At 58.6% G+C, this 24,729-nt stretch carries 16 protein-coding genes; 7 read left to right on the top strand and 9 right to left on the bottom strand.

The features are described 5' to 3' along the window. Positions 1 to 511: 511 nt before the first annotated feature. From MHX53_RS02190 to speB, 7 genes are all read left to right on the top strand, one after another. On the top strand, positions 512 to 1,492 hold the full coding sequence (locus MHX53_RS02190) for a MoxR family ATPase (protein WP_239271107.1): 981 nt from the start codon (positions 512 to 514) through the stop codon (positions 1,490 to 1,492). Beyond that, positions 1,489 to 2,358: a DUF58 domain-containing protein gene (locus MHX53_RS02185; RefSeq protein ID WP_102239233.1), complete on the top strand. Its 870-nt coding sequence runs from the start codon at positions 1,489 to 1,491 to the stop codon at positions 2,356 to 2,358. Before MHX53_RS02190 ends, MHX53_RS02185 begins: the two co-directional genes overlap by 4 nt. Next, positions 2,345 to 2,794: a hypothetical protein gene (locus tag MHX53_RS02180; RefSeq protein WP_102239232.1), complete on the top strand. Its 450-nt coding sequence runs from the start codon at positions 2,345 to 2,347 to the stop codon at positions 2,792 to 2,794. Before MHX53_RS02185 ends, MHX53_RS02180 begins: the two co-directional genes overlap by 14 nt. Continuing rightward, a complete protein-coding gene (locus tag MHX53_RS02175; RefSeq protein WP_239271106.1) occupies positions 2,785 to 3,759 on the top strand; it encodes a VWA domain-containing protein in 975 nt (324 codons plus the stop codon). Before MHX53_RS02180 ends, MHX53_RS02175 begins: the two co-directional genes overlap by 10 nt. Next, entirely contained in the window at positions 3,756 to 4,742 is a 987-nt protein-coding gene (locus MHX53_RS02170; protein WP_102239230.1) for a VWA domain-containing protein, read from the top strand. Before MHX53_RS02175 ends, MHX53_RS02170 begins: the two co-directional genes overlap by 4 nt. After that, positions 4,739 to 5,641 carry a tetratricopeptide repeat protein gene (locus MHX53_RS02165; protein WP_239271105.1) on the top strand — a complete coding sequence of 301 codons (903 nt, stop codon included), beginning with the start codon at positions 4,739 to 4,741 and terminating at the stop codon, positions 5,639 to 5,641. Before MHX53_RS02170 ends, MHX53_RS02165 begins: the two co-directional genes overlap by 4 nt. 70 nt (positions 5,642 to 5,711) lie before the next feature. Continuing rightward, the gene (gene speB / locus MHX53_RS02160; protein ID WP_102239228.1) at positions 5,712 to 6,725 is read left to right on the top strand and encodes an agmatinase; all 1,014 of its coding nucleotides are present in this window, start codon (positions 5,712 to 5,714) and stop codon (positions 6,723 to 6,725) included. Positions 6,726 to 6,800: 75 nt separating this feature from the next. Here speB and MHX53_RS02155 read toward each other — a convergent pair whose 3' ends face one another. Genes MHX53_RS02155 through MHX53_RS02115 form a run of 9 tightly spaced genes read right to left on the bottom strand, consistent with a single transcriptional unit; the run spans position 6,801 to position 24,642 of the window. Next, a complete protein-coding gene (locus MHX53_RS02155) occupies positions 6,801 to 7,637 on the bottom strand; it encodes a hypothetical protein (RefSeq protein ID WP_239271104.1) in 837 nt (278 codons plus the stop codon). A 40-nt stretch (positions 7,638 to 7,677) separates the two neighbouring features. Next, positions 7,678 to 8,859 carry a hypothetical protein gene (locus MHX53_RS02150; RefSeq protein WP_239271103.1) on the bottom strand — a complete coding sequence of 394 codons (1,182 nt, stop codon included), beginning with the start codon at positions 8,857 to 8,859 and terminating at the stop codon, positions 7,678 to 7,680. A 1-nt stretch (position 8,860) separates the two neighbouring features. After that, positions 8,861 to 9,847, bottom strand: coding sequence for a hypothetical protein (locus tag MHX53_RS02145; protein ID WP_239271102.1), 987 nt, complete (start codon positions 9,845 to 9,847; stop codon positions 8,861 to 8,863). After that, positions 9,844 to 12,732 carry a hypothetical protein gene (locus tag MHX53_RS02140; RefSeq protein ID WP_239271101.1) on the bottom strand — a complete coding sequence of 963 codons (2,889 nt, stop codon included), beginning with the start codon at positions 12,730 to 12,732 and terminating at the stop codon, positions 9,844 to 9,846. The genes MHX53_RS02145 and MHX53_RS02140 overlap by 4 nt, the downstream gene beginning before the upstream one ends. Next, the gene (locus tag MHX53_RS02135; protein ID WP_239271100.1) at positions 12,729 to 14,696 is read right to left on the bottom strand and encodes a hypothetical protein; all 1,968 of its coding nucleotides are present in this window, start codon (positions 14,694 to 14,696) and stop codon (positions 12,729 to 12,731) included. The genes MHX53_RS02140 and MHX53_RS02135 overlap by 4 nt, the downstream gene beginning before the upstream one ends. Next, positions 14,696 to 17,395, bottom strand: a complete 2,700-nt coding sequence (locus MHX53_RS02130) for a hypothetical protein (protein ID WP_239271099.1) — start codon at positions 17,393 to 17,395, stop codon at positions 14,696 to 14,698. The genes MHX53_RS02135 and MHX53_RS02130 overlap by 1 nt, the downstream gene beginning before the upstream one ends. After that, a complete protein-coding gene (locus MHX53_RS02125; RefSeq protein ID WP_239271098.1) occupies positions 17,395 to 20,907 on the bottom strand; it encodes a tubulin-like doman-containing protein in 3,513 nt (1,170 codons plus the stop codon). Before MHX53_RS02125 ends, MHX53_RS02130 begins: the two co-directional genes overlap by 1 nt. Positions 20,908 to 20,935: 28 nt before the next feature. Beyond that, a complete protein-coding gene (locus MHX53_RS02120; RefSeq protein ID WP_239271097.1) occupies positions 20,936 to 24,082 on the bottom strand; it encodes a vWA domain-containing protein in 3,147 nt (1,048 codons plus the stop codon). Then, positions 24,079 to 24,642 (bottom strand): hypothetical protein, encoded by a 564-nt coding sequence (locus tag MHX53_RS02115; protein ID WP_239271096.1) that lies wholly within the window; start codon positions 24,640 to 24,642, stop codon positions 24,079 to 24,081. The genes MHX53_RS02120 and MHX53_RS02115 overlap by 4 nt, the downstream gene beginning before the upstream one ends. Between the last annotated feature and the right edge of the window lie 87 nt (positions 24,643 to 24,729).

Below are 24,729 nucleotides of genomic sequence, written 5' to 3'. Positions count from 1 at the left end.
CGGAAGAAGCTCTTTCGCTTAGAACGGACCATAAACAGGGGATTTCCGTTCCGCGCGTAGCCTTGGTACTCCAACTCACTTCAGACCACTAGATGTTGTGTCTGCCAGACACACTACCCCCATATCGTGTGTTACACCAGTGTAATTTCATGCGCGTGTTACAGCTGTACACAGGGCGTGGACACAGTTATCCAGGTTGTCCACACACCTAAATAACAAGCATGTAGTTCGACTACCAGCGGGTTTGCTGAACCACCCAGTTCGCCCGGTGACGCGGGTCTCACAATCCATCCACAGCCTCCCACACCCAAAACCGGGTTTATCCACAGAAAGATTTTTTTGAAACTTTTTCCACCCGCCAATACCTACCCTCGAGTAACCAACAACCGGACGTTTGAGCGAAGATAGACACAAAGGTTTTGCGCAGGTGTTTCGAGACTGACACACCCAGGTAAGTCGCCCGACGCTTTTTTTCATATGCTTGAAAAGACGTCCCCGCAGGAAGGATCCCATGAGTACCACATCCCAGGAAGAAGTCGCACACGCAGGCAAGCTTCTCGCCAACATCGAGTCCTACGTAGACACATACGTCGTGGGGCAGCAACGTCTTCGAGAAAGTCTGCTCATCGGGTTGCTCACCGGTGGCCACATCCTCCTGGAAAGTGTCCCGGGCCTAGCAAAAACCACTGCGGCTGCAGCGCTTGCGGGTTCGGTCGAGGGTAAGTTTGCGCGTATTCAATGCACTCCCGATCTTCTGCCTTCCGACATCATCGGTTCGGAGATTTACAACTCGGCTACCGGATCGTTTGAGACGAGGTTAGGTCCCGTCCACGCCAACCTGGTTCTGCTCGACGAAATCAACCGTTCGTCGGCAAAGACGCAGAGCGCCATGCTTGAAGCCATGCAGGAAAAGCAGACCACGATTGGTGGAGTCCGCTACGACCTCCCCTCCCCCTTCTTGGTCCTGGCAACCCAAAACCCCATTGAGCAAGAAGGAACGTACGAACTTCCTGAAGCGCAGTTGGACCGCTTCATGCTCAAGGACATCTTGGACTACCCAACCCACAACGAAGAGATCGAAATCCTCAACCGCATCGATGCGGGAGTATTCGAATCAAAGGTCAACGCTGCGTGTAGCGTCGACGACGTGGTTGAGCTTCGCGCCTTCGTCAAGAAGGTCTACATTGACCCAGCCATTTCCAACTACCTCGTGGCCATTGTGAACGCCACGCGCGATCCCGAACGATACATCGGCCCTTTGGCGCGCTTTATCGACTGCGGTGCGTCGCCTCGTGCGTCGATTGCTTTTACTCAAGCGGCCCGCGCCCTGGCCATCATGCACGGCCGGAACTACGTCATTCCCGAGGACGTGAAGAGTTTAGCTTTGCGTGTCCTCCGACACCGCATCATTGTGGGATTCGAAGGTGCAGCCGAAGGCGTGACGTCTGAAACCATCATCCACGAACTCCTCCGCGTGATCCCTGCCCCATGACCACACTGCTCCCCCGCGTAAAGTCGCGCATGCACTTCCATGCTCGACGACTCTCAAGACGCCTCCTCGACGGTGACTACGCGTCGGTCTACCACGGCCACTCCCTGGACTTCGACGACCTGCGCGAGTACGTACCAGGAGATGAGATCCGCGACATCGACTGGAAGGCGTCCGCCCGTCACTCCACTCCGCTGGTCAAACGGTATGTGGCACACCGCAGGCATGCGCTCATGCTCGTCGTCAACACTGGCGTCGAACTCGACGCATCCAGCGCCGGTGGGGAACACAAACGTGAACTCGCCATTCTTATGGCAGGCATGGCCGGCTACCTTGCTGTGCGCCACGGCGACGACGTGAGCCTGGTGTACGGCTCTGCCGGCGCTACCGGCGCTACGGACTCAGCAGGATCCGAGGCTCACCTGGAAAACATTCTGCGCACGATCCTGCACTCACGCACCCCCGACGCTGGCGATATCAACACTCAGCTGTCGTGGGTAGCCCGCAACGTTTCCCGTCGTAAGCTCCTTTTCGTCATCAGCGACGCGGGAGTTCCCGCAAACCCTAAGCTTGTTCAGCGACTGTCCGCACAGCACGACTTCATGTGGGTCACCCTCACTGACGCTGACCTGATCGCGGCCAGCCACCTCGGCGACCTCAGGGGGCTGGGCGTGGGCGACGACACCAACATTCCCAAGTCCCTCATGTCCCGCGAACTGCGAGACGAGTACGAACGACAGGAAGAGGAGCGTCGCGCCGCGTTTGAACATGCCCTCAAAACTGTTTCGCACGTTGAACTGTCGCACACCAAGGACACCCTCCACGAACTTCACCGACTCATGAAGAGGCACGCGAATGCTCGTCGATAAACTGCACCCGCTTCTGCAAGCCCACCCGGCTCTGCTGGTGGGCGCTGTTGTGGGCATTTTGTTGGGATTGTTGGTCTTGACGTGGCCGCTCGTTTCGCGCTTCTTGCGCAGTGGCAAAAAGGACCTCGAAGTCCCTACCCACGTGAAAACCAAGTACGAGTCGCAACTGGCGGAACTTGAAGAACAGTTCGCGTCACAGGACCTGAGTGGTCGCCTCGTGGCACAGAAGCTGGGTGAGCTGGTCAGGCAGTTCGCGTTCGATGCGTGGGGCTACAAGATCGACCATATGACTCTTGCTGAGTTGCGGCGCATGGGGTTGCGCCCGGTGGCTCACACGGTGGAGCACTTGTACTTAGCGGAGTTCGCAACGGAGGAAGCAACTGAAGTGGCTCCTCTTTTCGCTGAGGTGAGAAAGCTGGTGGGAATGTGGTCCTAAAGTTTTGGTGGCTCGCACTCATTCTGCTCGTGGTAGCTGGCGTTGTGGTTGCTTTGCTGTCCCGGCCGAGGTCGCTCAAAGGATCCGTGCCCGTCGCCTACACGCGCCGTATCACCTCCCTTCCCGGTTTCGTTGCGCGTAAGCGACGCATTCTGATTGGTGGCCTGGCGATTGTTGCCGTCACAGTGCTTGGCGGAGCGAGTGCTCTGGCCGGGATTTCCCGCCCCATCACCACGGAAACAATCAACCCTCAGCAAAAACAGCGCGATGTCATGTTGTGCCTCGACGCGTCTGGGTCGATGTCCATGTATAACGCGAAAATTCTGGACACGTACGCCGATCTCATCAAGTCCTTTAAAGGCGAGCGAATCGGCATGACCGTTTTCAATTCGGCCGCCGTGTCGGTTTTCCCGCTCACCACCGACTACGAAATGGCGACCGAGTTTATTGAAGATGCCCAAACGGGCTTCGAGTCGCACGGCGTGCGTGGCATCAACTTCTTCGACGGTACCGTTGACCGTTCGATTGATGGTTCCTCGCTCATTGGTGATGGGTTGGCGTCATGTTTGAACAATTTTGACCGGGATGACGAAGAACGGTCCAGGTCCGTTATTTTCGCCACCGACAATCAGCTGGCTGGCGAACCGATCTATGAGCTCATGGAGGCTGCCGAGCTCGCGAAAAAGCACAAGATCCGTGTCTACGCGCTTGCTCCGAAAGGCTTCTTTAGCGGTTCAAGACTGGATGAACTGAAACAGGCCGCTGAAACCACAGACGGCGAAATGTTCACGATGGGTAGTGGCGGTGGCGCCCGAGGTGTCATTCAGAAAGTGCAGCAAGAAGAGGCCGCGTTAACCCCTGGTGACGCGGTAACACTGACGCACGATCACCCGGCGATTCCGCTGAGCATCACTGGGATCATCCTTCTCATCATTCTTGGTCTTGCATGGGGAGTGAAACTGTGACGTTCAATCCACTCATTCCTTTCGTTGTTCTAGTACCGCTGGTCGTGGTGATCATGATCGGGTGTTGCGTCCTTGCGATTACGCGATCCAGCCAGCGTGTGATGTGGCTGTTGCGCGCCGTGGTGGTTTTCGTGCTGGCAACCGCAATGGCGCGTCCGGCATTTCCCACCGAGGTCGTAGTCGTCAAACAAGAGGCCTCGGCTCAGGTGTACCTGGTAGTGGATGTCACCGCGTCGATGATCGCTGAGGACTGGGACGGCTCTGAGCCGCGTTTGGAGGGTCTGAAGAAGGACCTGAACGACCTGGTCGATGCGATGCCCGGTGCCAAGTTTTCGCTCATCACTTTCGCTTCACAGTCACAAGTGCGGGTACCGCTGACCACGGACGACGCGGCTGTGAAGTCTGCGATTTCGATCTTGGCGCCGGAAGTTACTCGCAGTTCAGCTGGAACTTCACCGTTTGAACCTGCCGACACCGTGAGCGCACGCCTGGCTAAGGGCCAGGAGTCGCATCCGGGTGAGGACCAGTACGTTTTCTACTTTGGTGACGGCGAGAAGACTTCGGAGAAAGGCAAAGATTCCTTCGACGGAGACTTCAACGTTGCAGGCGGAGCAGTGTTTGGATACGGCACTGATAAGGGCGGCAAGATGAAGGAGACGCTCGATTCTTTCCTCAGTCGCGATCCCGAATACATTCAGGACCCCGAAACCCGTGAACCCGCTCTTTCAAAGATTGACGAATCGACGTTGAAGAAGATCGCTTCTTCGCTGGGAACCGACTACCACCACCGCACCGCGCGTTCAAAGATCACCCAGGACTACTCTGTGCCCTCCTTTGAGCAGTCACTCGTTGACAAGAAGGACGAACGTGGCGTGGACGAGATGTTCTGGATTCCACTCATTTTGGTGTACGCCTGGATCGTCGTTGAAACCACTTTGGCGTTAAAGCGTGTACGTGAAATCGCAAGGATTGGTCGGACATGAAAAAGATCTCACTTGGGACGCTGATCAGCATTGTTGTGGGTCTTCTCATTCTTGCAGTCGGTATTTACTGCGCCGTGGCGTCGTCGTTTCTCGCACTCGCATCTTCGGCCTACAACAAGGGCAACTACGACTCGGCAATCGCGCATGCTCAGCGCTATGACACATTCGTCCCGTTTGAAAAGCACAAAGGACCTTTCAACATAGGCACTGCCCTCGCGGCTAAAGGCGATCTCGACACCGCTGAGGACCGATTGCGAACCGCGTTGGATCTGACTCCTGAGCGCGACGAATGTGCGGTCCGTCAAAACCTTTCCGCTGTGATTGAAGACAAGTCAAACAAAGCGTGGGAAACGGATCGCCGTGACGAAGCGAAGAAGTTGCTAGAAGAGGCGAAGAAAATTTCGTCCGACGCGCCTGAAGGGTGCCGCAAGGACCAGCAGGAAAAGAACATGGACCAGGCCGAGAAGCGCATGGACGAGACTGAGCAAGAGCGCAAGGACCAAGAAGAGAAAGAAAAGCGCGAGAAAGAGGAAGAGGAAAAGAAGAAGAAAGAAGAGCAAGAGAAAAAAGGCAAGGAAGAAGAGAAGAAAGACGGCGATAAGCAAAAAGACCAAGGCGAAGGCGGAAACAAAGAAAAGGACAAGTCTGATGGTGGGGACGACCCCACCGATGAAGGCGACTCGGGCAAGGACCCTGGAGACGAGGACGAAGGGTCAGGTTCCGGAGACAGTGACGGCCGTGGGTCAGGTGGCCAAGATACGGGTCAGCAAACTGGCGAGGGCGGCAAGGAAGGAGCTGACCCTAAACAGGAAGAACTCGCTAAGCGAAACGAGAAGGCTCAAGGCCGTCAAAACAAGGAACGGTCGGGTGGATCTTCGTGGGCAGATAAACCCTGGTAAATACGTGGCAGAATGGGGACACACACCCTTGTGAAAAGGGTCACAACTGCCCTGTTAAAGAAGGACACGTATGAGCGACACACCTCTGGGACCTGCCGACTACAGCCTTACCCCGCGTTTTGCTGGACCGCCCACGTTCGGGCTTCTTCCTCGGATTGATGAAGTTGAGAAGGAACGACCCGGCGCACCGATCGATGTCAAGGTCGTGGGCATTCCTTTTGACGCAGGCGTTTCATATCGTTCAGGCACTCGTTTTGGACCACAGCACATCCGCCAGGCTTCCAAGCTCCTTCGCCCGTACAACCAAGCGACCGATATCCACCCGTTCTCGACACTGCAGATTGCCGACTGCGGCGACATTGGAGTCAATCCTTTCGACATTGAGAAAGCAGTCGCAGAAGTCGAAGCTCATGCAAACGAACTCCGCGCAGACGGTGCCAAACTCCTGACCCTCGGCGGAGACCACACACTGGCTCTTCCGAACATCCGCTCAGTGGCAAAAGATCACGGCCCAATTGCCGTGCTCCACTTCGACGCGCACCTCGATACCTGGGATACCTACATGGGTGCCCCGTACACCCACGGCACTCCGTTTCGCAGGGCGTCAGAGGAAGGGTTACTGGACCTCGAACGCTGTATGCACGTAGGGATTCGCGGCCCGCTATACGGTAAGAAGGACCTAGAAGACGACCAAGTCCTCGGGTTCCAGGTATTGCGATGCGACGACTACCAGTTCCGCCCGCTTCCCGACATTGTCGGTGCGATTCGCACACGCCTGGGTGACGCACCTGTATATCTTTCGATCGATATCGACGTTTTGGACCCATCCGCCGCTCCTGGAACTGGCACTCCAGAAGCCGGTGGAATGACCAGTCGCGAATTGCTCAACTCAATTCGCGGACTGCAAGGGCTCAATGTCGTGGGGGCAGAAATCGTTGAAGTCTCCCCCGCATATGACCATGCAGAACTCACTGGTTTGGCTGCAGCGCAGGTGGGTTACGAAATTCTCTCCCTGTGGGCTGCCCAAAAAGCCGGCCGCACGTCTCCTACTGGCCCCATTGCTGAAAGGTTCACGCAGAACTAGGCGAAGGCGCTAGAACTCACAGACGGGGCGAACTGAAAATGCGTGCGCCCCGTCTGTGTGTAACTTGACCTGTACTCAGTAGCCCTGTTGCCCGTATCCAGGTCCGGATCCGTAGCCTGGTGCTGATCCATAACCGGGTCCAGCAGTCCCCGGTCCCGTTGTCCCAGGGCCAGCCGGTCCAGGTCCGCCAGGGCCAGGGCCATATCCCGGCCCGGCGCTTCCAGGTCCCACGTTCCCTGGCCCCATGTGTCCGGGACCGCCAGCACCTCCGGCCATTGCTGGAACAGCTTGTGGCTGGTTGTGTTGGACTACAGGTGGCTGTTCTTGACGTTTCTGTGGACCTTTCATCATGATCGCGAAGATCAGACATCCAAGCCACATGACAATTGTCGAAATAAACAGGACCCAGAAGCCAACGTCCATATTGGATGCGCCTGAGTCTTTAAGCTCGAAAAACGTTTCGAAGAACGCAAGAGAACACACGTTCAAGGTGAACAAGTTGGCCCACCGGGGTGCTGCGCACAGCGCACAAATCAACGCGAAAGCAAGAAACAGAGACCCAAATCCGATGAGGAAGCGCTGGTCATCTTCATTAAGTATTCCGCCTACATGCCACGGAAGCCAGTGAATGAGGACAATCGGAATGATGTAAACGATAGGACCAATAGCTGCGAGTAACTTTCCAAGCGTGTTAAACGCCAGATCGCTACGTCCTTCGAACGCTTGGCGTGGAGGTTTGACCTGGAGTTCTTCGCCCAAGCGCACGAATGACACTACAAGAGCCCAAACTGTCAGAACAGCAGTTCCGAGCCCAGCAGTTAACACCGTGACTAGCGGGCCGATCCACCATGAAAAACCAATAATCCGCGCAAGCTGGATGCCCACAACGGGACTCACAACAAGGTGAGTCATCAGTAACGTGAACTCTAATGGAGAACTCAAATTCATGTTCTTACCTTGCTCCCATTGCCCACTGAAGCGGGTCGAGTACTCGAAACGGCGCAATCCCCAAGCTTGAAACCTGTTCTCCTACCGGAGCATAGCCCAAAGCCGAAATCGCAAAGAACCTGTGCGGTATCTGTTGACCAGTGTGCGGATTTTCAATCTTGTTCACGATTTCATCCGCACCCATTCGCAACAGCAAGCTCTTAACTTCTTGATGAAGCAACAGCTGATCTGTTTCTGCATCGTCTGATGTCAGTCGTTCGCGCATCATCGCTGAACCACGGTTAGCCATGACGCGACTCCAGTCTTGGTCATCAATGTCAGCCAGGGTCTGCATCACGTCAAACTTCGACAATGCAATACCTACACGTGGCGTTGGCTGAGTCGCACCGATCCTGCGCTGCAGATTGTCGAGCACCTGAACCGGGCTTCCTGATGAACGTGCTTGTGTGGGGACTAGATCGTTGAGTCGTCGCGAAATCGCGTCAACCGACAACGGGTCAAACATGAACAGAATGACATCCGCACGCTTCATGAAGTCCAGGTGACCATCATTTTCTGGCGGGTTTTCCAGCTCTTCACCTGCAACGTCACGAAGCACCAACAGCTGCCGGCCGTTCTGGTGATTGCCACCCACACTGAAAACGAGCGGGTCGAGCTGATACGCCTGGCCCGTATCAGCACGCACGGTCGCACCCATCAAACCCATCTGTTCAAACAGAGGACGTTCATAGTACGTCTGGTAGTTCTCATCAGTGATGTCGGTGTACATCTGCAGGCTGGTCCCGTTGTTCAGAAGCTCACGTTTGAGCTCCTTAATCGCGGTGGCGATGTACAGGCTTTTTCCGGACGCGCGCGCCCCACACATCGCGATAACGGTGACATTCGCGAATCGCCAACCCGGCGCAAGCGGGTTGTGGCAAATGGGGCACAGCTCAGCACCCAGGCGCGCCGACTGTGGGAGTCCCCCGCTCGCGACAATTTCGTTCAGGGCCGCATCAGCGTTGGGTTCAACATACATGTTGTCCACGACATCCGCGTCGAGATCGAGCGTGGCTTCAATCCGAACCTCACGACCTAGGAAGTACGACGCGTTGTTGTCCACAACTGGAGCGCTACCGGTGTTTTCAAGCGCCCACGTGTACGTGTCGTATGGGACGTCAAACAAACATACTGCACATTTCGCCACATTAACTCCTCTGGGAAAGTGCCTGGACAAACTGGGCCAGCTCTGCAGAACGGCTCGCCTCGGGCATGTTCGCCAAAGCGTGCGTGTCAACGTGCGTGGCCGGGACAGGAATCTCGACTCCACTCGACTCAACTGCCCACGCTTCACGTGACATGAGCACGACCAGCTTAACTTCGACGCCACAGGTACCTAAGCGTTCAAAGTCAACGGGGAGCGAGTCGCTCACATAGATCACCAAAGTGTCCTGCGGCAACGTTGAGATGAATGCGTCGGAAGTAACGACGGAAGACGAACGCAACGGGGCACTCTGGAGCTCGTTGACCATGTGTTCGGGAAGTTCGGCCAGCTCAGATCCCATCACCGGCACATACTTGTCAGAGACCAAGGCTCCGGAAATGCTGCCTTCTGACGTAATCTGCGAAGCGTAACCGATGATGTGTTCAAGGGTCTCTTGCACGTTCTTCGCGTCAAGCGTGTGCGCCGACGCGGAAGCATCCAACGCAATCACCACGGGACGGGAAGACCCGTCAACATTGCCAAGTTGCCGGCGCGCTTCAACTCGAACGGCCTCGGCCGAAGACGACAAATCCTGCGCGACCGTGGACACGGCGGGCAACTCCACCCGCAAGGACCCACCGTCCGCGGTGAACTGCAAAATGTTGACGCTACGCAAACCTGACGGGTCAATTCCCTCAGACAGCCGCACTTCGTCTTCATCTGTGTAGTCAGTTGCGTCGACCTTCACGTTCGCAAAGATTGACGACCCGCGCGGGAACTCTTGCCCACCGGACTGAACAGAGACCGTGAAGTTGTCAGGTGGTTCTGGAATGATGACGAATCCAGGCGCTGGCGCAACAAAGTCGATTGCCGCACCGGTGGTGTCGACCACGCTGATCGTGTCGGACTGGCTGGGCAGCGTAACCGACAGGGTCAAGCGGGACCGATTGACGCTCACAGAAGCGCCTCGGTTCAGCATAAAAACAGTCATCGTGTGTCCTCCTGCCGGTGTAATGACTTCAGGGTGTTCTTGATATCGCTACCCATCCCAAACATGCTGAGTTTTCCGCCTCGATCCGTGACGAAATCCTTTGCACAGTCAAGCACGTCTTCGGTATGAACATCATGGGCGAACGGTTCGCATACCGTGTAGATGATGCGCCTGGAACCCTGCACCAAATCAACAACGCCTACGGTTGCCGACGGCATAGCGTCCCGCACGGATCGGTCCGTCATCGCCAAAACCACAAGGTCTTCAGGTTCAATGTCCGGGTGTGCGTTTGTCAGCGAACGCCGCACGCGTTCGGGATCCACGCTGGCGGCGTCGATGTCGTCGACGTTCACCGACTGTACCGGCGCGTTGTTCACACTGTACGTGTCGGGGAAAACCGTCGACGCCAGTTGGTACGCGTACAAATAGGAGCTCAGCGCCTGCCGGTGGTGTCGCTTCCAGTCCCCCAAGTTGTATGTCACTGCCAAAAGCGTCGAAGAGTCGAGTTCGCGAGGCTGCTCATACGCATCGAGCAGGAGACGCGGGTACCAGACTCGTCGACTCAATGAGCTCCCTGCAGCGAGTTGTTCGCACACGGTTTTCAGTTCAGGCGACCACGCGTGTGCGTTGATCAGCGCTAATACCGCATCTGTGTCGAACAGGTGTGGCGCTACGTGGAAACATTCGACCGCTACCTCAGCGGGCAACGTGACGATGTGTTGCACCACCTGCGTGGGTTGCGCTGACAAGGTCAGCATGTACCGGGTCAGTGGCACTGCCAGTTGGGGGTGTTCACGCAGGCTCAGCGCTGTCAGTTGTGCGACCAGAGGTGTGAATGCGTCGTCGTGTGCGCGTTGCTGTACCTGCTTTGGTAAACCGTTGCTTACCAGCGCGCGTGCCAGTGGCTCCGAAACTGCCAGGGTTTCCGAGGCTGACCGCGTTCGCAGCGCGCCGTCCTGGGTCGCTGTTGCCCCCGTGCCGTGTTGCTGGACGCCACGTTCTCCCGGTGGCGCCCACTGGCTTTCGGGTTGAGGTGACCGCGCAGGTGGCACGGGAGGTGGGGTGGACGGGCGTGCAGGCGCTTTGGGAGGTGGCGCGGCTGGTTTGGGAGGAACCGCCGAGGTGGGTGCCGGGTTTGTTGGACCCCCCGCCGAGGTGGGTGCTGGGTTAGCCTGCGTCTCAGGTGTGTGCGCTTTTTCGTTTTCGAGAAGAGCGTGTACAAATGCGGACGTGGCACGAGCGTCAAGTTCGACAGGGTGCGAGTACCGTGGCGCCGATTGTGGCAACTGGGCAATGAGGGTGATGAGTCGTTCACTCAGCTGAGGATTCGCGTCAAAGTCCGCGATACCCGCGACACACAGCATCTCAGCAACCGCAAACGAGGACTCTGTCACCCGCCCTAACTCTTGCTCGACACGACTGACCGCACTTGCGACGACCTCGGCGTCCTTTGCCAACTCAGGCGCACACACAAGTTGCGCTGGGCGCGGAACGTTGGCCCGGCCTTCCAACGTGGCCATGAGTGCGGCCCGTTGCGCGACGATTCGTTCCGCGCTGTTCGCGTCATGCGGGTACTTGTCGACAACCGCCCACGGATCAGAGCTACCGTTCACGCGCGCCACCACGTCTTGACTGACGCGGGCAAACAGTGTGTCGATGTGACGAGCGGAGGCGGGGAAGCTCCGGCTTGCTGCGTCGAGCGCCCGGTCCACAATGCCACGGTCCAGCGACCCTGGTTCCTTGACAAGAAGCGCGGCTAGGGCCCACACGGGTTGCACGTTTTCATGCGGCTGAACAGGAGCCCACTGGTCCATGTTTGTAAGGGCTTCAAGCCTGCCCGCAAGTTCTTGCGGTTGGGCAATGCACGCGCGGATGAGCGTAGAAAACGCAGTCACTGGGATTGGGCGTCCCTGGTTGAGGACATGCTGTTCGCCTTCGATGCGCGGAATGTCACCGTCGCAGATCACGTACGCATGGTCCATGCGTTGCACATCTTCACGGTCACATTCGGGAACGGCTACGATCTGCATACTGCCCTTGAGCTCACGGGCACGTTCGTACACTGACCAGTTCACAGTCCGCGCAAGCGACGGGCTCATGAGGTACTGCACCGCCATCATGACGATCGCGCTCCAGTCCTGCCTGTCGCTGACCAGCACTACAACCCCCGTGTCCCGGGCGTTCATGAGAGCATCAGCAGCGGCCAGGATCGGCTCCGTGTAACCCGGTGTTTGGAGCACCTTTGCGATCATGTTCAGGTTGCCGGCCTGCATGCTCTGGGGCTTGTCAGCGATCTGCGTGTGCAGAATGTCGTCGACACTTGCGGGCCTGGCAAAGCTGGGCGAGCGCCACAGGTCGATGGGCCGCATCGTGTCCGGGTCGCGGTCCATCAGAATGTGGCTGTAGACGTTTCCGGGGCGTCCAGTTGAGTCGGCGCCTGCGTTAGCTGCGTAGGCGTAGATTCCTGGCCGGTCGCTGTCAGGTGCGTGGTAGGCCAGGCGTACAGGCAGGGCTGCGACTTGTTCTGGGGTTGCGAACTTGGGAAGTGTGCCGTGGTACGAAAACTGCGACATGACGTAGCGTCGCAGGGTCCGTCGTTCGTCGTCGGTGGGTTCCCCCACGATGTCTTTTTCTTGCCACCCTCCCGGTGACCCGTCGGCCCGGTCGAATGAGGCGTATGTCAGCTGTGCCCAGCGTGTGGCGGGTCGCTGCGGTGTGTCCCGTGGGGCGGGTGTAGGTGTGACCGTGCCCGAGGTGGTTGCGGGTGAGTCGCTGTTTGGCACGGTGATCCGCGCAGTGGGTGCCGAGGGGGTTCTGTCCTGGGGGATTGTTCTTCCAGCCCGGTGGCCAAATGTGGGTGGCCCTCCCGTTTGGCCTTGGCTCATTGCCAGTTCCCCTGCTGGTATTGCTGTTGTTGGGGTGGCATGGGCTGTTGTTGTATTCCTTGCTGTTGGTAGAAGAAGTTCACCCATTCCGCTGGCTGCAGGCGAACAACAGCTGAGTCCAGAAGGGCGTACCGTTTCATGTCCTCGATGCGCATGTCGAGGAATGCGCGGATGAAACCGTTGGGCTGTGGAACCGGGAACGTGTACACGGCGCCGTCGGGGTTCTCAAAAGTCGAGTACAGCGCATGTGGTCGCACGCTACGCCGTGGTTCATCGGTTGCGGGTGACACGCGGGTCAGTAGAACTCTGGACCCGTCATCGGGGTGCAGTGGCAAGCGGGTGGGGTTGTGGACAACACACATGCTGACCTGTTCACGCAGATCACTTGCGACTGCTTTGACGTAGAGTTGTCCGTCCAAACCGCCAGCCTGGTTGAGGTTCATCGCGAACTCGTACTGCAGTTTGACCAGGGGGTTGGAATCCAAGCGAGTGGGCTTGGACAAGATGTCCCGTCCCCCACTGAAAAGCCCGGCAACCAGGTAGTAGGTGGAACCACCTCGGTCGTCTTCTCCTGGGAGCGATACCCCACCTTGGTCGCGGTACTTCGATTCGTCGATCTGCACAACAGGCGAGCCGCTGAGCGCGGATTGCGCATCACCGTCAATGTGTGTCCGGTACACGCGTACGGTGTCAGCGCCCGAGGGCCACGCGAAGCTGATGATTTTGCGTCCAATTCGCTCCGTGAACTTCGCTTCCGTGACGGGACGGACACGCTGACCGTGGATCGTGGTGCCCACGCGCACCTTGTCTCCGTCGAATACCACGGGGGTGAAGTATGCGCGGGTCCACTGTTCTGGCCATGGGACGCTGAACATGGAGGATGTGCCATCGTCGCCCTTGTGGACGGGCATTGCGAGCCGGGCGTCGTCGGGGAGGAACCCTCGGTCATTGAGATACGACGCTGTGAGTTCTGTTTCCTGGTCGAGCCCCGACACCGGCGGTTTTTCGGTTCGGTAGATTTCGACACGACCGTGAAGCGGAGTGGACCACTTGAGGTCGAACTCGGGGCTTCGGCGGCCCTCGTTTTCATCTGGTTCGTGAAGAACAAATTCCAGGTCGGTCACCGGTTGCAGTCGAATGGGAATCGACATGGTGAACTCGGTGGGGTCGGACGCGTATCCGTCGTGCGACACCGAAACGAACTGGTAAATGTACGTTTCGCCTGGGATACCTTGGCCGTCGGTGAACCCTTGCGTGTTGGGTTTTGTTCCTGCCACGCGGTATTCGGGACCGGCAACGCCCGTGGTCTTGACCTTGGCGGGGACACGGTAGACGTGGACGCTTGAAATTCCTTCCAGCGAGTCCCACTTCCCCACCACGTACTGTTCGTCCAAGCGAATGTTGGCGTTTTGAATTCCGTGAGTAATACGGCGGGCGGAGTGAAGCACCGGCTGCACGGTCTGCGCTTCTTCCACGGTTGGGGCTTCGTAGCGCCACACCTGGTAATACCGCACGGCGTGACGTGGCCTACCGGTATCGATGGCCGAAGTGCCTTGAGTCACGGCGACTTCTTCGGCCATGTCCGGCGAGTGAGGCTCACCTGCGTCCTGCGCCACCACACGGTACACGCACGGGGTTTCGTTGGGCTTCCACTCCAGGTGAACACCGTCGTCCTGGGCTTTCGCCTTCATGGTCAACGGCGTGGGTTGTTGGCCAAAGTTAAATGGCGCAAACCGGATCCCGTGTAGCTGCTGAGGTTCCTCCGGGGTGTCGCCTGGCTGTTCGACGTCCTGGTTTTGCGCACCCTGGGTTTGAGCGTCCTGGGGTTGCCCACCCTGAGGCTGCACGTACGGGGCAGGTGGCTCCCAGGCTGGCTCCTGGGTTTCGTTCTCCGCCCGAGGTGGTGGAACGTCGATCCGTGGCTCTGGGATTTCGAACGGATCGTTGAAGTCGAAGGACGACATTAGATGGCGTCACCTCCGAACGGGTTGTTCCACGTCGACGGTTGCTCGTTCTGTACGGGTTGTGCGGTTTGGGTGGGTTCAGACACCGACCACTCCGAGTTGCCCCAGTTCACATCACCGCTGTAGCTCTGTGCGAACTCCAGATCGTCAGGCGTGAGGTCACCCGTGATTTGGGTGTGCACCAGTACTTCGCCGAAACCAGCAGGCTGTTTGCGCACACTGTTAGCAATGACTGCGTGCTTGTCGTACCCCACGGCGTTCGCGGTGAGAAGTTCGTCGTCCAGGGTTTCACGGATTTCTTGGTTGTCGTCCAGACCAACAGTTCCACGGAAGTCTTCCAGACTTTGGCTGGCGTGTTCGCCACTGATGTGGATTTGGCTGAGCAGAGCACGGCGCGTTGGTTCCATCCCAGGGTGGTCCAGACTGTTGCGCATCTGTTCCCAATAGCCAGCTTCCAGAGCCGGGTCTACCCCGTTGTTCCGCAAAGACAGCGCCAGCACGGTGAGAACTGAATCGTCGGCTGTGGACTGTTCAGCGAACAGGGAGTGCATGTCCGCGCTCAACGGGAAGTTGTTGATTCCAGACCGCTGGAGGCTCACATTCAGGAAGTTTCGGAATTGATCTGACGTCCAACCCGTGTAGAACACTTCGGTCCGTAGCATGCGGGCGGTCTCTTCCACCTGAGCGTAATCGACCACGTATTCTGCGCTCCCCATGCTGATGGGGAGGTCGTCAAAGCGACGCTGTTCGCCGCGCACCAGTTGTTTGCGGGAACCAAACGGTCGGTGAACAAACGCCCCCACAATATCTGCCCAACGCAAGTACTGGGAGTAGGCTTCACCAAGCCGCGTGAACTCAGAGATAGTCGCTTTGAGATTGCGGACATCAATCTCTTGGTCTTCTCTGTCCTTCTTTCTGCGGTGGATCACTTGGAAAATATCGGTTTGGGTTCGCATGAACAGGCCAAAAGCACCTGTCACGCTTCCAACCAAGCTGACTCCGAACACTGTCCAGGCAAGCCACCACGGCGCCCAGTCCATACCGGCAAGGAAGAACATAAGAACGGTCAGCGCGGCCAAATAGCCGAAAAGTTGCCTCAGCTTCGCACTGAGAATGCGGTGTGCTTCAGCGAGCAGATGTTCTGAGTCGTCTTCTTCGTCAGTGTTGCGCCCCAGGTTCTTCATCCGCTCAGCGATTTCTTGGCGACGCGCTTCGAAGTTACTCGAAATAGCTTCACCAATCCGGCTGACAAATGACCTCCGGCTACGGTCGTACCAGTCAGTCATGTCGTTGAGCTGAGCGTCAGCGTCAGGTGTCTGCATGTCAGGGTCCTGCGCGACCGTCTTGATCTGCCGACCCACTTCCTGGGCGTGTACAAGGTCGGCTGGCTGAACACTCATCGCACCCAGGCGACCTGCGACGGAACCTTTAAGCGTGAAGATGTCCTCAGGGTCCGGCGCGACAACGGCAGGGTCACGCACGATTGTCGGCTGCGGAGTACGCGGTGGCAGGTCGCGGTCATGCGTTCCGTAGTCAAGAAGCGTAAGCGAGCTATACACCATGGATCGCCACACACCCGACATGTCGATGTTGTGGCGGTCGACCCCCAGCGCACCTTCAATGCGCTGGGCTGCGTTCATCGACTCTTGCCACCCTACTGGGCGACCGCTTGCGTCGATACCGCCAACAACGACGTTGTACTCTGAGGCACGGTCACCAAACACCAGCCCGTGAACGGTCTGCGCAACTGCGGCTTTTGTGGAGTCAACGAGTCCGGATGCTAAAGCACCGGGCGTTCCCTTGATCGCGTTACCCAAGAACGCCCCGAACATTTTGAGCGCTTCACCCGCGGAAATCGGTTTGGGTTCAGGCGCCACGTACTGTTCGCGGTTAGGTGTCACCAGGTAACCGTGTTTTGCCCAGAAGTCTTGCAGTGCCTGATCGACGACGACACCGTCGTCGTCAAAGTACCGCGACGGAGCACCCTGGTGGTTAGGCAGCGGGTACCCGGAAGCTGTTTCAAAAGCCTTGTCGCGCAGCGCGTCTTCTACGGCCGTGCCGTCCAGGCGACGGAAGAACGAACGTACTAAACGACCTCGGTACCCCTGGTAGGCCGGTTGCAGATCATCGACAGTTCCGTTCGGAACCGAATCCCACATACCCGCCAACGGGGCGACCTGCGATGCCAAGAAAGCACACACCTCGGCGATATTTGCCGAGTTGACCGGCCGGGAACCCACCCGGGGGCCCTTCGAGTCCGACGGGCTTAACACGACATCAACCCAACCGTTGGAATCCGGCAACTCCACCTTGTTGGAGGTGTGTTCGGTGGCGAATACCGCGCGGATCGCCGAAACGTGCGCAGCCCCGAAGTCCTGGGTGATGACATCGCGGACGAACGAACCCACCTGACCGGTCTTTGCCAAGCGTTCAGCGTCTTGTTCGGTACCCGTCACGGCTCCCAAGACCAGCACGCCAATGCGGGAGTACTGGACCTGACCGGACAAATAGCGCACGTCAACCGGCTTGAGCGCCCCTTGAGACACCAGTTGCGCGTTGAGATTGCGCCCTAGATCCTGAGCCTCAACGGGAATCCAAATGAAGTCGGAAACAAGACCGCTCACTTGCCAGTCACGTAACGTTTCACGCACACCAATGAGGTGCGCAGGCGCCACGATAAGACTCAGATTCGTGTCCATTAAAAGGCTCCAAATCCTTCAGGTAGATCGTTTGCGAAGCCGCCTCCGCCGCCGTTGCTTTCGGCGTCGGTCTTGGCTTCGTCGAGGAGTGTCATGAGTTCTTCAGTCACCTGCACGATGTCGGGCACAAGGTCGCAGAAGATCGGGGTTGCCGATCCCTGCGCACGTGAGTCAACCCGCACGCTGGCAGTCGACTTGTTCGCTGACGTGTCGAGCTTGCTTGCCGCGAACGTGTGGACGGTTTCGAGGAACTGGCGGGCGTTGGTGTAACGCCCTTCGAGGTCTTCAGCGTCAGCACGTGACGGTTCGCCTGACGGGGTCTTACCGGTAGACAACCAGTCAGTGAGGAAGTCCCGGGCCGCGACAATCTGCAGACCTGAAGCTGGTTCTTCTTCACTGCCGTCATAAATGGAACGCAGGGTCTGGTACGGGATGAGCGAACCCAGCACCGGAGTTTGGTGAGCGTTCGCGATCGCCAACAGGAACGATTCCAGAACCGCTGGGAGCCAGTCGAACGTCTCCCCCACGAATTCTGACGGTGGAGTGAGAAGCGGGTTGGGGAAGTCGATCCACTGCTGGTTTTCCGCACGGAACACACGTACCGGACGGCCCAAGTTGCGGCGGTCTGGGATCTGCAGTTGTCCCGTCAGCTGTGCCACGTACCAACCGGCGATCATGGCGCGACGTTCCAGGTCGCTCATCGGCAGTGATGCAGGCAGTGGGCGTGCGCGTCGGAATGTCCAGAAGTCGCGACGCTGGCCAGCCGAGGTCAGGCGTGACCACCGGTCGGAGACCGGCTGAAGCACGCCGTCGAATGCGATGGGGCTCAGGTTTCCAAAGGATCCGAAGATGTCGACGTGGGTAATACCGGCCGCCGTCTGGCCCTGCGAAACGACCTTTTCAAAAATGTCGATCGTCTGGGTGTCAACCGACTGCTGCGAGGTCAGAACCTCGGTCAGTGCGTCGACCAGGTCCGGGGCCGCACCGAACGGAACGGACGAGAACTTGTACTGATAACGGACCGCTGACGAGTGGACGCTTGCAACCACATCTGGGTGGACGCTTGCCAGTGGAAGTGCGCGCGTGAGTGTCTTGCGGAACTTGTCGGCCACGTCCTTTTTACGCTGGTCGATTTCGTGCGGAGCCGCACCGTCGTTACCCAGAATGTAGTCTTCGAGCGACAAAGCGCAGTAGTGTTCAAACGCTTCGTTACGGCGGTTGACGAACTGCAGTGCACGGTGGCGCAGTTCGTTCGCCTTCACGTGCAAGGTGTAGCGTCCCGAGGTGGGTGTAATTGTGCGTGATTCCTGACTACGCGGGTCGAACTTGTAGAAGGTGGGGCGCCAGTCGGAGTTGACCTCCAACAGACCGCCAGGTGCGCGGGAACCTTCTGCTGCTGGCCACTGTCCCGAGATGACGTGAGCCGCACCCTTTTGGCGGGCTGCGTCCCAACCGTTGTCACCTTCGATGGTGGCTGGCAGGTGGCTGTTGTAGAGGTTCTGGAAGTCTTCGGCTGCCGTGATGAGAACTTCGTTGTGAGCCGTGGAGAAGCGTTCTGGAACGCGCTGGTCCTGGTCAGATGGCCATGCGGAGTACACGTCGGTTTCCACGTTTGCCAAACCAACCGTGCGGCTTGTTTCGCTCACGACCAGGTCAAGTGCTTGGATTGACTCATCGATGGTCTTCAGCAGTGGCTGGATGAAGTCACGCGGAGCTTCGCTCAGAACGGAGGCGAAGATCTGGCTGGCTTCAATGAAGCACCCGTTGAGCAGACCCACGTGTAGGTCGTTGATGACCTGACGTTCAAACTGGTCACCCTGGACCATGTTTCCGCGCACTGCCGAAACCGACGCGGCAACCTGCTGGCTTGGGCGCATGATGTCAGGGGCTTGGTTTGCCCCCAAGTTGGAGCATGCCGCGGTGAGTTCGTGCTGGAGGAAGGACTTCATCTTCTCCATGAGCCCGCGGGCATATGGCAGACCGTAGTCAGAAATCGCGTCTTCGAGCGAGGCGAGGAAAGCGCCCTGGAAGCTCAGCATCCAGTCAAACGTGGTGCGGACAACCGTCTGTGAAGCAAACTGGCGGAAGTGCGAGTGAGCGCTGCGCAGGTACGTCTCCAAGCTGGCCAACCAGTTGGGCCCCGACTGGCCCTGCGCACGTGGCATCTGCGAACCGGCCTGCTGTTCGACGAACTGACGCAAAGCCGAGTCCAGTTGCTGACCACCGGCTGCTCCACGGACCCACGTCGCTAACTGGTTGATGTCACGAACCTGCATTTCATTAGGCAGGCCCACGCGGTTCAGGAAGGTGTCCCACTGGGAGTCGATCAAACGGTTGAGCTGTTGTTGCGCACCCGCGCTCGAGCCTTCCTGCAAGTGCCCTTCACGCAGACGGTCCACGGACGTGCGAGCCAAACGCTGCGAAGCGTAGTGACGGTACCGGTCACGGCCCAAGTTCAGCGAACCGAACCCGAACGTACCCCATGACAGACGCTCACCGGCTTCAACACCCCACCCCAGGTAGCTGCGGTTAGGTGAGAGCCCATCCTTGTTTGTCAGGTCGTACTGACGGAACGAAGACGAAGCCGAACCCGACACCATGAGGGCTGCGAGACCTCGGGCCAAACCACGGTAGACACCCTGCTGGGTTCCATCACCGAACGTGGTGCGGTCCAGCCCCTGGTACTTACCAACTGGGAACACGCGGGCAAACGACGGTCCGCCGGAGCGGTCGATGTGCTGGCCAAGTGCCTCCAGAATGCGCACGTCGTGCTCTTCCGAGGACACCGACTGAGCCGACACGATCTCACCCAACATACCCAGGGCGTTTGGTCGCACACCCTCGAGGCGGTCGGGGAAGATGTCGGAGGTGTACATGTACACACACGTGTCGTTGACCGAAACACCCTGCACCTGGCCCAGCAGGCGGCACACGTCAAGGGCCATCGATGCACCGGCACCACCGGCCATCGACGACACGACCAAAACCATTGGGGAGCCCTCCGGGTCAAACCCGCCGGAACCGGGGATGGCGCGGGCCGCCTCGGCCATTTCCGAATTTGCCTCCGTGGTCTTCATGCGGTTCACCGCACGTTGCAGCCCCTGGAACACATCAGGGGCACGGTTCAGGGTGATCACACGACCCACACCGCGCATCTGGCCAGCACCGTTCTTCAACGGAGTGGTCACCGCGGCGGGCTTGCGAGGCGCCCACGTCACAAACTGGTCCAGGTCACCGGACTGCTGCAGCTTCTGGCTCACCGCCGAGTCAAGAACAGAGTAAGACCCAGACGAAGGCGCGGTTCCGATGTATGTACCGCCCTGGTCGCGTACGTTCCCCACACCCTTGACGTCCGTGTCGGGGACGGTTGGAACGTCGACGTGTACGAACTGCCAGCCTTCAGGCAGTTTCGAGATGCCGTGTGGCATGAGCTCAGACCGGAGCTGGTCCATCATGCGTGCCAGTGTTTCACCACCGGATCCACCACAACCGACGACGAGGAACTTGTACATGATCTATACCTTTCGAGGGGTGAGTCGCCTACTGGCCAAAACTAAAAGGGTTCTGCCCTGGCTGTCCAGGACCGGACTGACCTGGCCCGGATTGCCCGGGGCCGTTCTGGAATGGATTGTTTGGAGGTTGTCCAGGGGCTCCCGGTCCCGAGGTGCCAGGCCCGTTTCCGGGTCCGCCACCTGGTCCAGGGAAGGCTGGCCCGCTTCCAGGGCCACCTGGGTTGTTGCCCGGATTTCCGCCTGGGCCTGCACCTGGGCCACTTGGGCCAGCGCCTGGGCCACTTGGGCCAGCGCCTGGTCCGGGGAATCCGGGACCCGACGGTGGTCCAGCAGGGGGCTGGCCACCAGGCCCGGCTGGCGGCTGGTCACCAGGCCCGGAAGGGGGCTGGCTACCGGGCCCGGCAGGGGGCTGCCCTTGCGGGGCAGCGCCCGGGCTGGCCGATCCTGGCCCACCGAACGGACTGGACGGAGCTTGTGAAGGTGCGCCCGCCTCGGCGAAGGGGTTGGCCTGCGGCTCAGACGGACCGCCGAACGGCGAGTCGTGCCCAGCCGGGGCTTGCGCACCCGTGGACGGCAGACGGTCGATGAGATCGCCAGCTTCACGTGCGATTTCGTCTTCCATCTTTTCGCGTTGCTTCTCGTCGATGTTTCCGGCGAGTAGCACAAGGATTTCGGCTTGGTCGTCGCGCATATCTTCGCCACGCATGACCAACCAGTGGTTGTGAACCGCCAAAGGCAGTCGCGCTGGGCGACGTGCAGGGTCGTGTTTGGACACGCTCATTGGCACATCTGCGACGACGTATCCCTGGCCCAGAGGTGATCCACCCATCTTTGTCTTCAGCGTGACCCCTGCGGCATCAATCTGTCGGGAGCCGCCCGAGTCGATCATGACGGTATTGCGCATATCGCCCTGTTCGAACACGAAACGCGAACCGTCACGCGTCACTCCAGAGGACGTCTTTTCAATCTGCGCGCGAACCGCGACGAGCGGCTGCGACGGGATCTTAGCACCCCACCACTTGACGATGTAAAGAATCAGTAGCGGGATTCCCGGCCCCAGCAACAAAGCGATGATGAGGGTCGTGACGAAGTTGAGCGTGTTGAGAGGCTTGACGGCACTCGCGGTGAACTCAACTTTGGTTTTCACCGGTTCGCCCTGGCCGTTTTCAGACGAGGATACGACCACGAACGTTCCGTTGATCGCACCGTTGCCCTGCTGGTCGGAGGCCAGCTTCAGACCAAGGTCCTCACCGGCTTTCACACAGTTGTCCTTGCTTGAAGCGTCGGAGGACACCTGCACCTTGTCTAGCCCTTGAGGCGAGGCAACCACCTCGGTGGAGTCCGGTTCTACCCACGCGCAACCTTTTCCACCCAGCTTCAGAACCGAATCGAGGTCGATCTTGCCTTTAGCTTCCCCAAAGTCCACTTTGGTAGGCACGGTTGGGTAGTCCAGTGGCGGTTGCACCGTCACTGGGAGGGCCACGGTAGCGGGGCTCAGCTTGGTACCTTTGACTTCTTTTCCGTCAGAGTCTTTCGCCGAGGCGGTCGTCAGTTCCAGCGACAGGTTAAGGGTCCCGCCTCCGGTGGGCGCATTACCGAGGTCCCAGTTAGTTGGCTTTGTGATGTCGCCAAATGAGCTGGTGTCAGTCAACGTGGTCTGTTTGCCGGCGGAGTCGGTGAACGACGCGGTGAACTTACCTGTGCTGGTAATGGAGTCCACGGGCACGTCGTTTCCTTCGCGGTCGTGCAGTGCGAAGGTGACATCTTTCAGGGTGGATCCGGCGCGCACGTCAGCTTTGTCTTTATCGGGCCACGCGGGAACGATTCCCGGGGTGATGTGGAGGTTTGATTTGGACTTCGCTTGTGAGTCTGCGCCTTCGTCGGCAATAAACGCCAGGCGCCACACACCTACCCACGGGCCTTTGTCGCCGATCTTGCCCTTCGACGTTCCGTCGAGTCGGAAACTGAGGCTCTTGCCGGTTTCCCACGAGTACGTGAGCGGTACGCCTGAGACTTCCGTCTTTTCGTTCTTTGCGTCCTTTTTCAGGTCGACGATTTTTCCGTCGGGACCTTGGATCGCAGCCCGGAGACCGTCGGCTGTCGCTGTGGCAAAACCATCAACATCCTGGGTGGTGTTGTCCAGGACAAACGTGTGAGCTTCGTTCTGGCAGAAGTCTTTGACACATACACCGTGGTCGTTGGTGACGGGCTTTTGTCCCAGGCCGGAAATCGAGTCGAATGCGATGAGCAAACTGTCGATGTCGGATGCAAGGTAGAACTCGCCGGGAACGGGGTCGGTGAGGTCACCACATGATTTGCCACCGCTGTCTTTACCGGTTGCGATTGACCGCATGAGGTCGAATTCTTTTCCGTCTTTCGACCCTAGCCCCACACCGAACATAGCCACGCGAGAGCTTCGTAGCTGGTCGGCTAGACCACCGGAACGACAGATGTCTTCACGCGCCTTTTCTTCGACCTTCTTGGTACCGTCTTCGGTTTTCAGGCTGATGTCTGGCGCGAATGGTTTGGTTTCTCCGTACTTGTTGGCCATGTTGCCTTTGCGAACTTCGTAGTCGAGTTCACCGTCGGAGAACCAGATGATTGCCTGGCAACTCTTTGCGTCGCTTCCGCGGTCGTGGGCGCGCTTGGAGAGTTGTTTGCGCGCTTCGTCCATTGCCGTCCAGTAGTCGGTGTCAATACCGCTGGTCCGGTTGGACAGGTCGTTGATGGCGCCGCGGAGGTTGTCGACGTCGCCGTCGTTCTTGACTTCTTGCCAGTCACGCACGGTGGAGTATTCGTGGCCGAAACCGCTGACGGCAACCGAGAGGTTGCCCGATTTGGTCAGCTTCGACATGCGCGAAACCAGGTGCAGCCCAGAGGTCACACGCGCGCTGTTGGGGTCGCTGTCAACCAGGCTCCCGGATTCGTCCACCAGAATAAGAACGTCGATGTTGCCACCTGCAGCCGCGCAGGCTGAGAACTGTTCTGGGAGCGGTTTTGAACTGCCGAGGTCGCTCCCGCCTGATTTCTGTGAGTCACCACTGTCCTGTGACGGTTCCTCACTTGGTTGGGCGTGAACGGGGGTGGACAGACCTGCAAGACTCTGCGCTAGAAGAATGAATACGGCTACGAAGCCGATGAGAAGTTTGCTTGCGTGCGAACGAACGTTTTTCACAGGTGTCCCACCCACAGTGCGGTCAGAATTGCGGTCACGATCACGGCGATCAGCGTCAGGATCGCGGCCACCCAGTACAGGGTTGTTGCGGCTGGGCGCGAGGCGTACATTCCACCGGCTCGCCTGCGGACATCAGTGGTGGTGAAGTCTCCTAGCATGAGGATCGCAACTGGCCCGGCGATGAGCCATCCGATGATTCCGGTGAAGCCCCACGGCAAAACCGCGATGATAATTCCCAGGACCGCGCATCCAAGAACGATGAAAAGGATGTGCATGGGTGGCCCTGCAACCGTGAGATCACCGGAACTGGTTTCTGGCGCAAACGGAGCGTTCGGGGCTTGCTGGGCGCCCAGCTGTTGCGAAGGATCTTGGGATTCGAAGGGATTGGACGCTTGAGGAGCGTGACCCTGTTGTGGCGCTTGAGCTGACGCGCCAGGTTGCGGTGACGCACCCGGTTGGGGTGCCATACCCGGCTGCTGTGCAGCTGGACCCCCTGGCTGGTTCGCAGGTGAGCTACCAAAGGGGTTGCCACCTGACCCTGATCCAAACGGCACCGACACCGTGGCCCCCTTTCACACCTCGTGCTCGAAATCACACGTTCTCATTCTGCCAGAGCACGAACTCTTCAACCATAACAACGTTGAGAA

The sequence above is a fragment of the Brevibacterium sp. ACRRH genome, from assembly GCF_022346365.1.
GTDB lineage: Bacteria > Actinomycetota > Actinomycetes > Actinomycetales > Brevibacteriaceae > Brevibacterium > Brevibacterium paucivorans.
Note: the sequence above shows the minus strand (reverse complement) of the source record. Positions and strands in the feature narration are given on the sequence as shown.

What these genes read in the sequence shown, in the direction of transcription:
- MHX53_RS02180 (WP_102239232.1), top strand. Translation starts at nt 2,345, where the DNA reads ATGCTCGTCGATAAACTGCACCCGCTTCTGCAAGCCCACCCGGCTCTG.
- MHX53_RS02135 (WP_239271100.1), bottom strand. Translation starts at nt 14,696, where the DNA reads ATGTCGTCCTTCGACTTCAACGATCCGTTCGAAATCCCAGAGCCACGG.
- MHX53_RS02125 (WP_239271098.1), bottom strand. Translation starts at nt 20,907, where the DNA reads ATGTACAAGTTCCTCGTCGTCGGTTGTGGTGGATCCGGTGGTGAAACA.
- MHX53_RS02155 (WP_239271104.1), bottom strand. Translation starts at nt 7,637, where the DNA reads ATGACTCACCTTGTTGTGAGTCCCGTTGTGGGCATCCAGCTTGCGCGG.
- MHX53_RS02185 (WP_102239233.1), top strand. Translation starts at nt 1,489, where the DNA reads ATGACCACACTGCTCCCCCGCGTAAAGTCGCGCATGCACTTCCATGCT.
- MHX53_RS02165 (WP_239271105.1), top strand. Translation starts at nt 4,739, where the DNA reads ATGAAAAAGATCTCACTTGGGACGCTGATCAGCATTGTTGTGGGTCTT.
- MHX53_RS02140 (WP_239271101.1), bottom strand. Translation starts at nt 12,732, where the DNA reads ATGAGCCAAGGCCAAACGGGAGGGCCACCCACATTTGGCCACCGGGCT.
- MHX53_RS02130 (WP_239271099.1), bottom strand. Translation starts at nt 17,395, where the DNA reads ATGGACACGAATCTGAGTCTTATCGTGGCGCCTGCGCACCTCATTGGT.
- MHX53_RS02190 (WP_239271107.1), top strand. Translation starts at nt 512, where the DNA reads ATGAGTACCACATCCCAGGAAGAAGTCGCACACGCAGGCAAGCTTCTC.
- MHX53_RS02145 (WP_239271102.1), bottom strand. Translation starts at nt 9,847, where the DNA reads ATGACTGTTTTTATGCTGAACCGAGGCGCTTCTGTGAGCGTCAATCGG.
- speB (WP_102239228.1), top strand. Translation starts at nt 5,712, where the DNA reads ATGAGCGACACACCTCTGGGACCTGCCGACTACAGCCTTACCCCGCGT.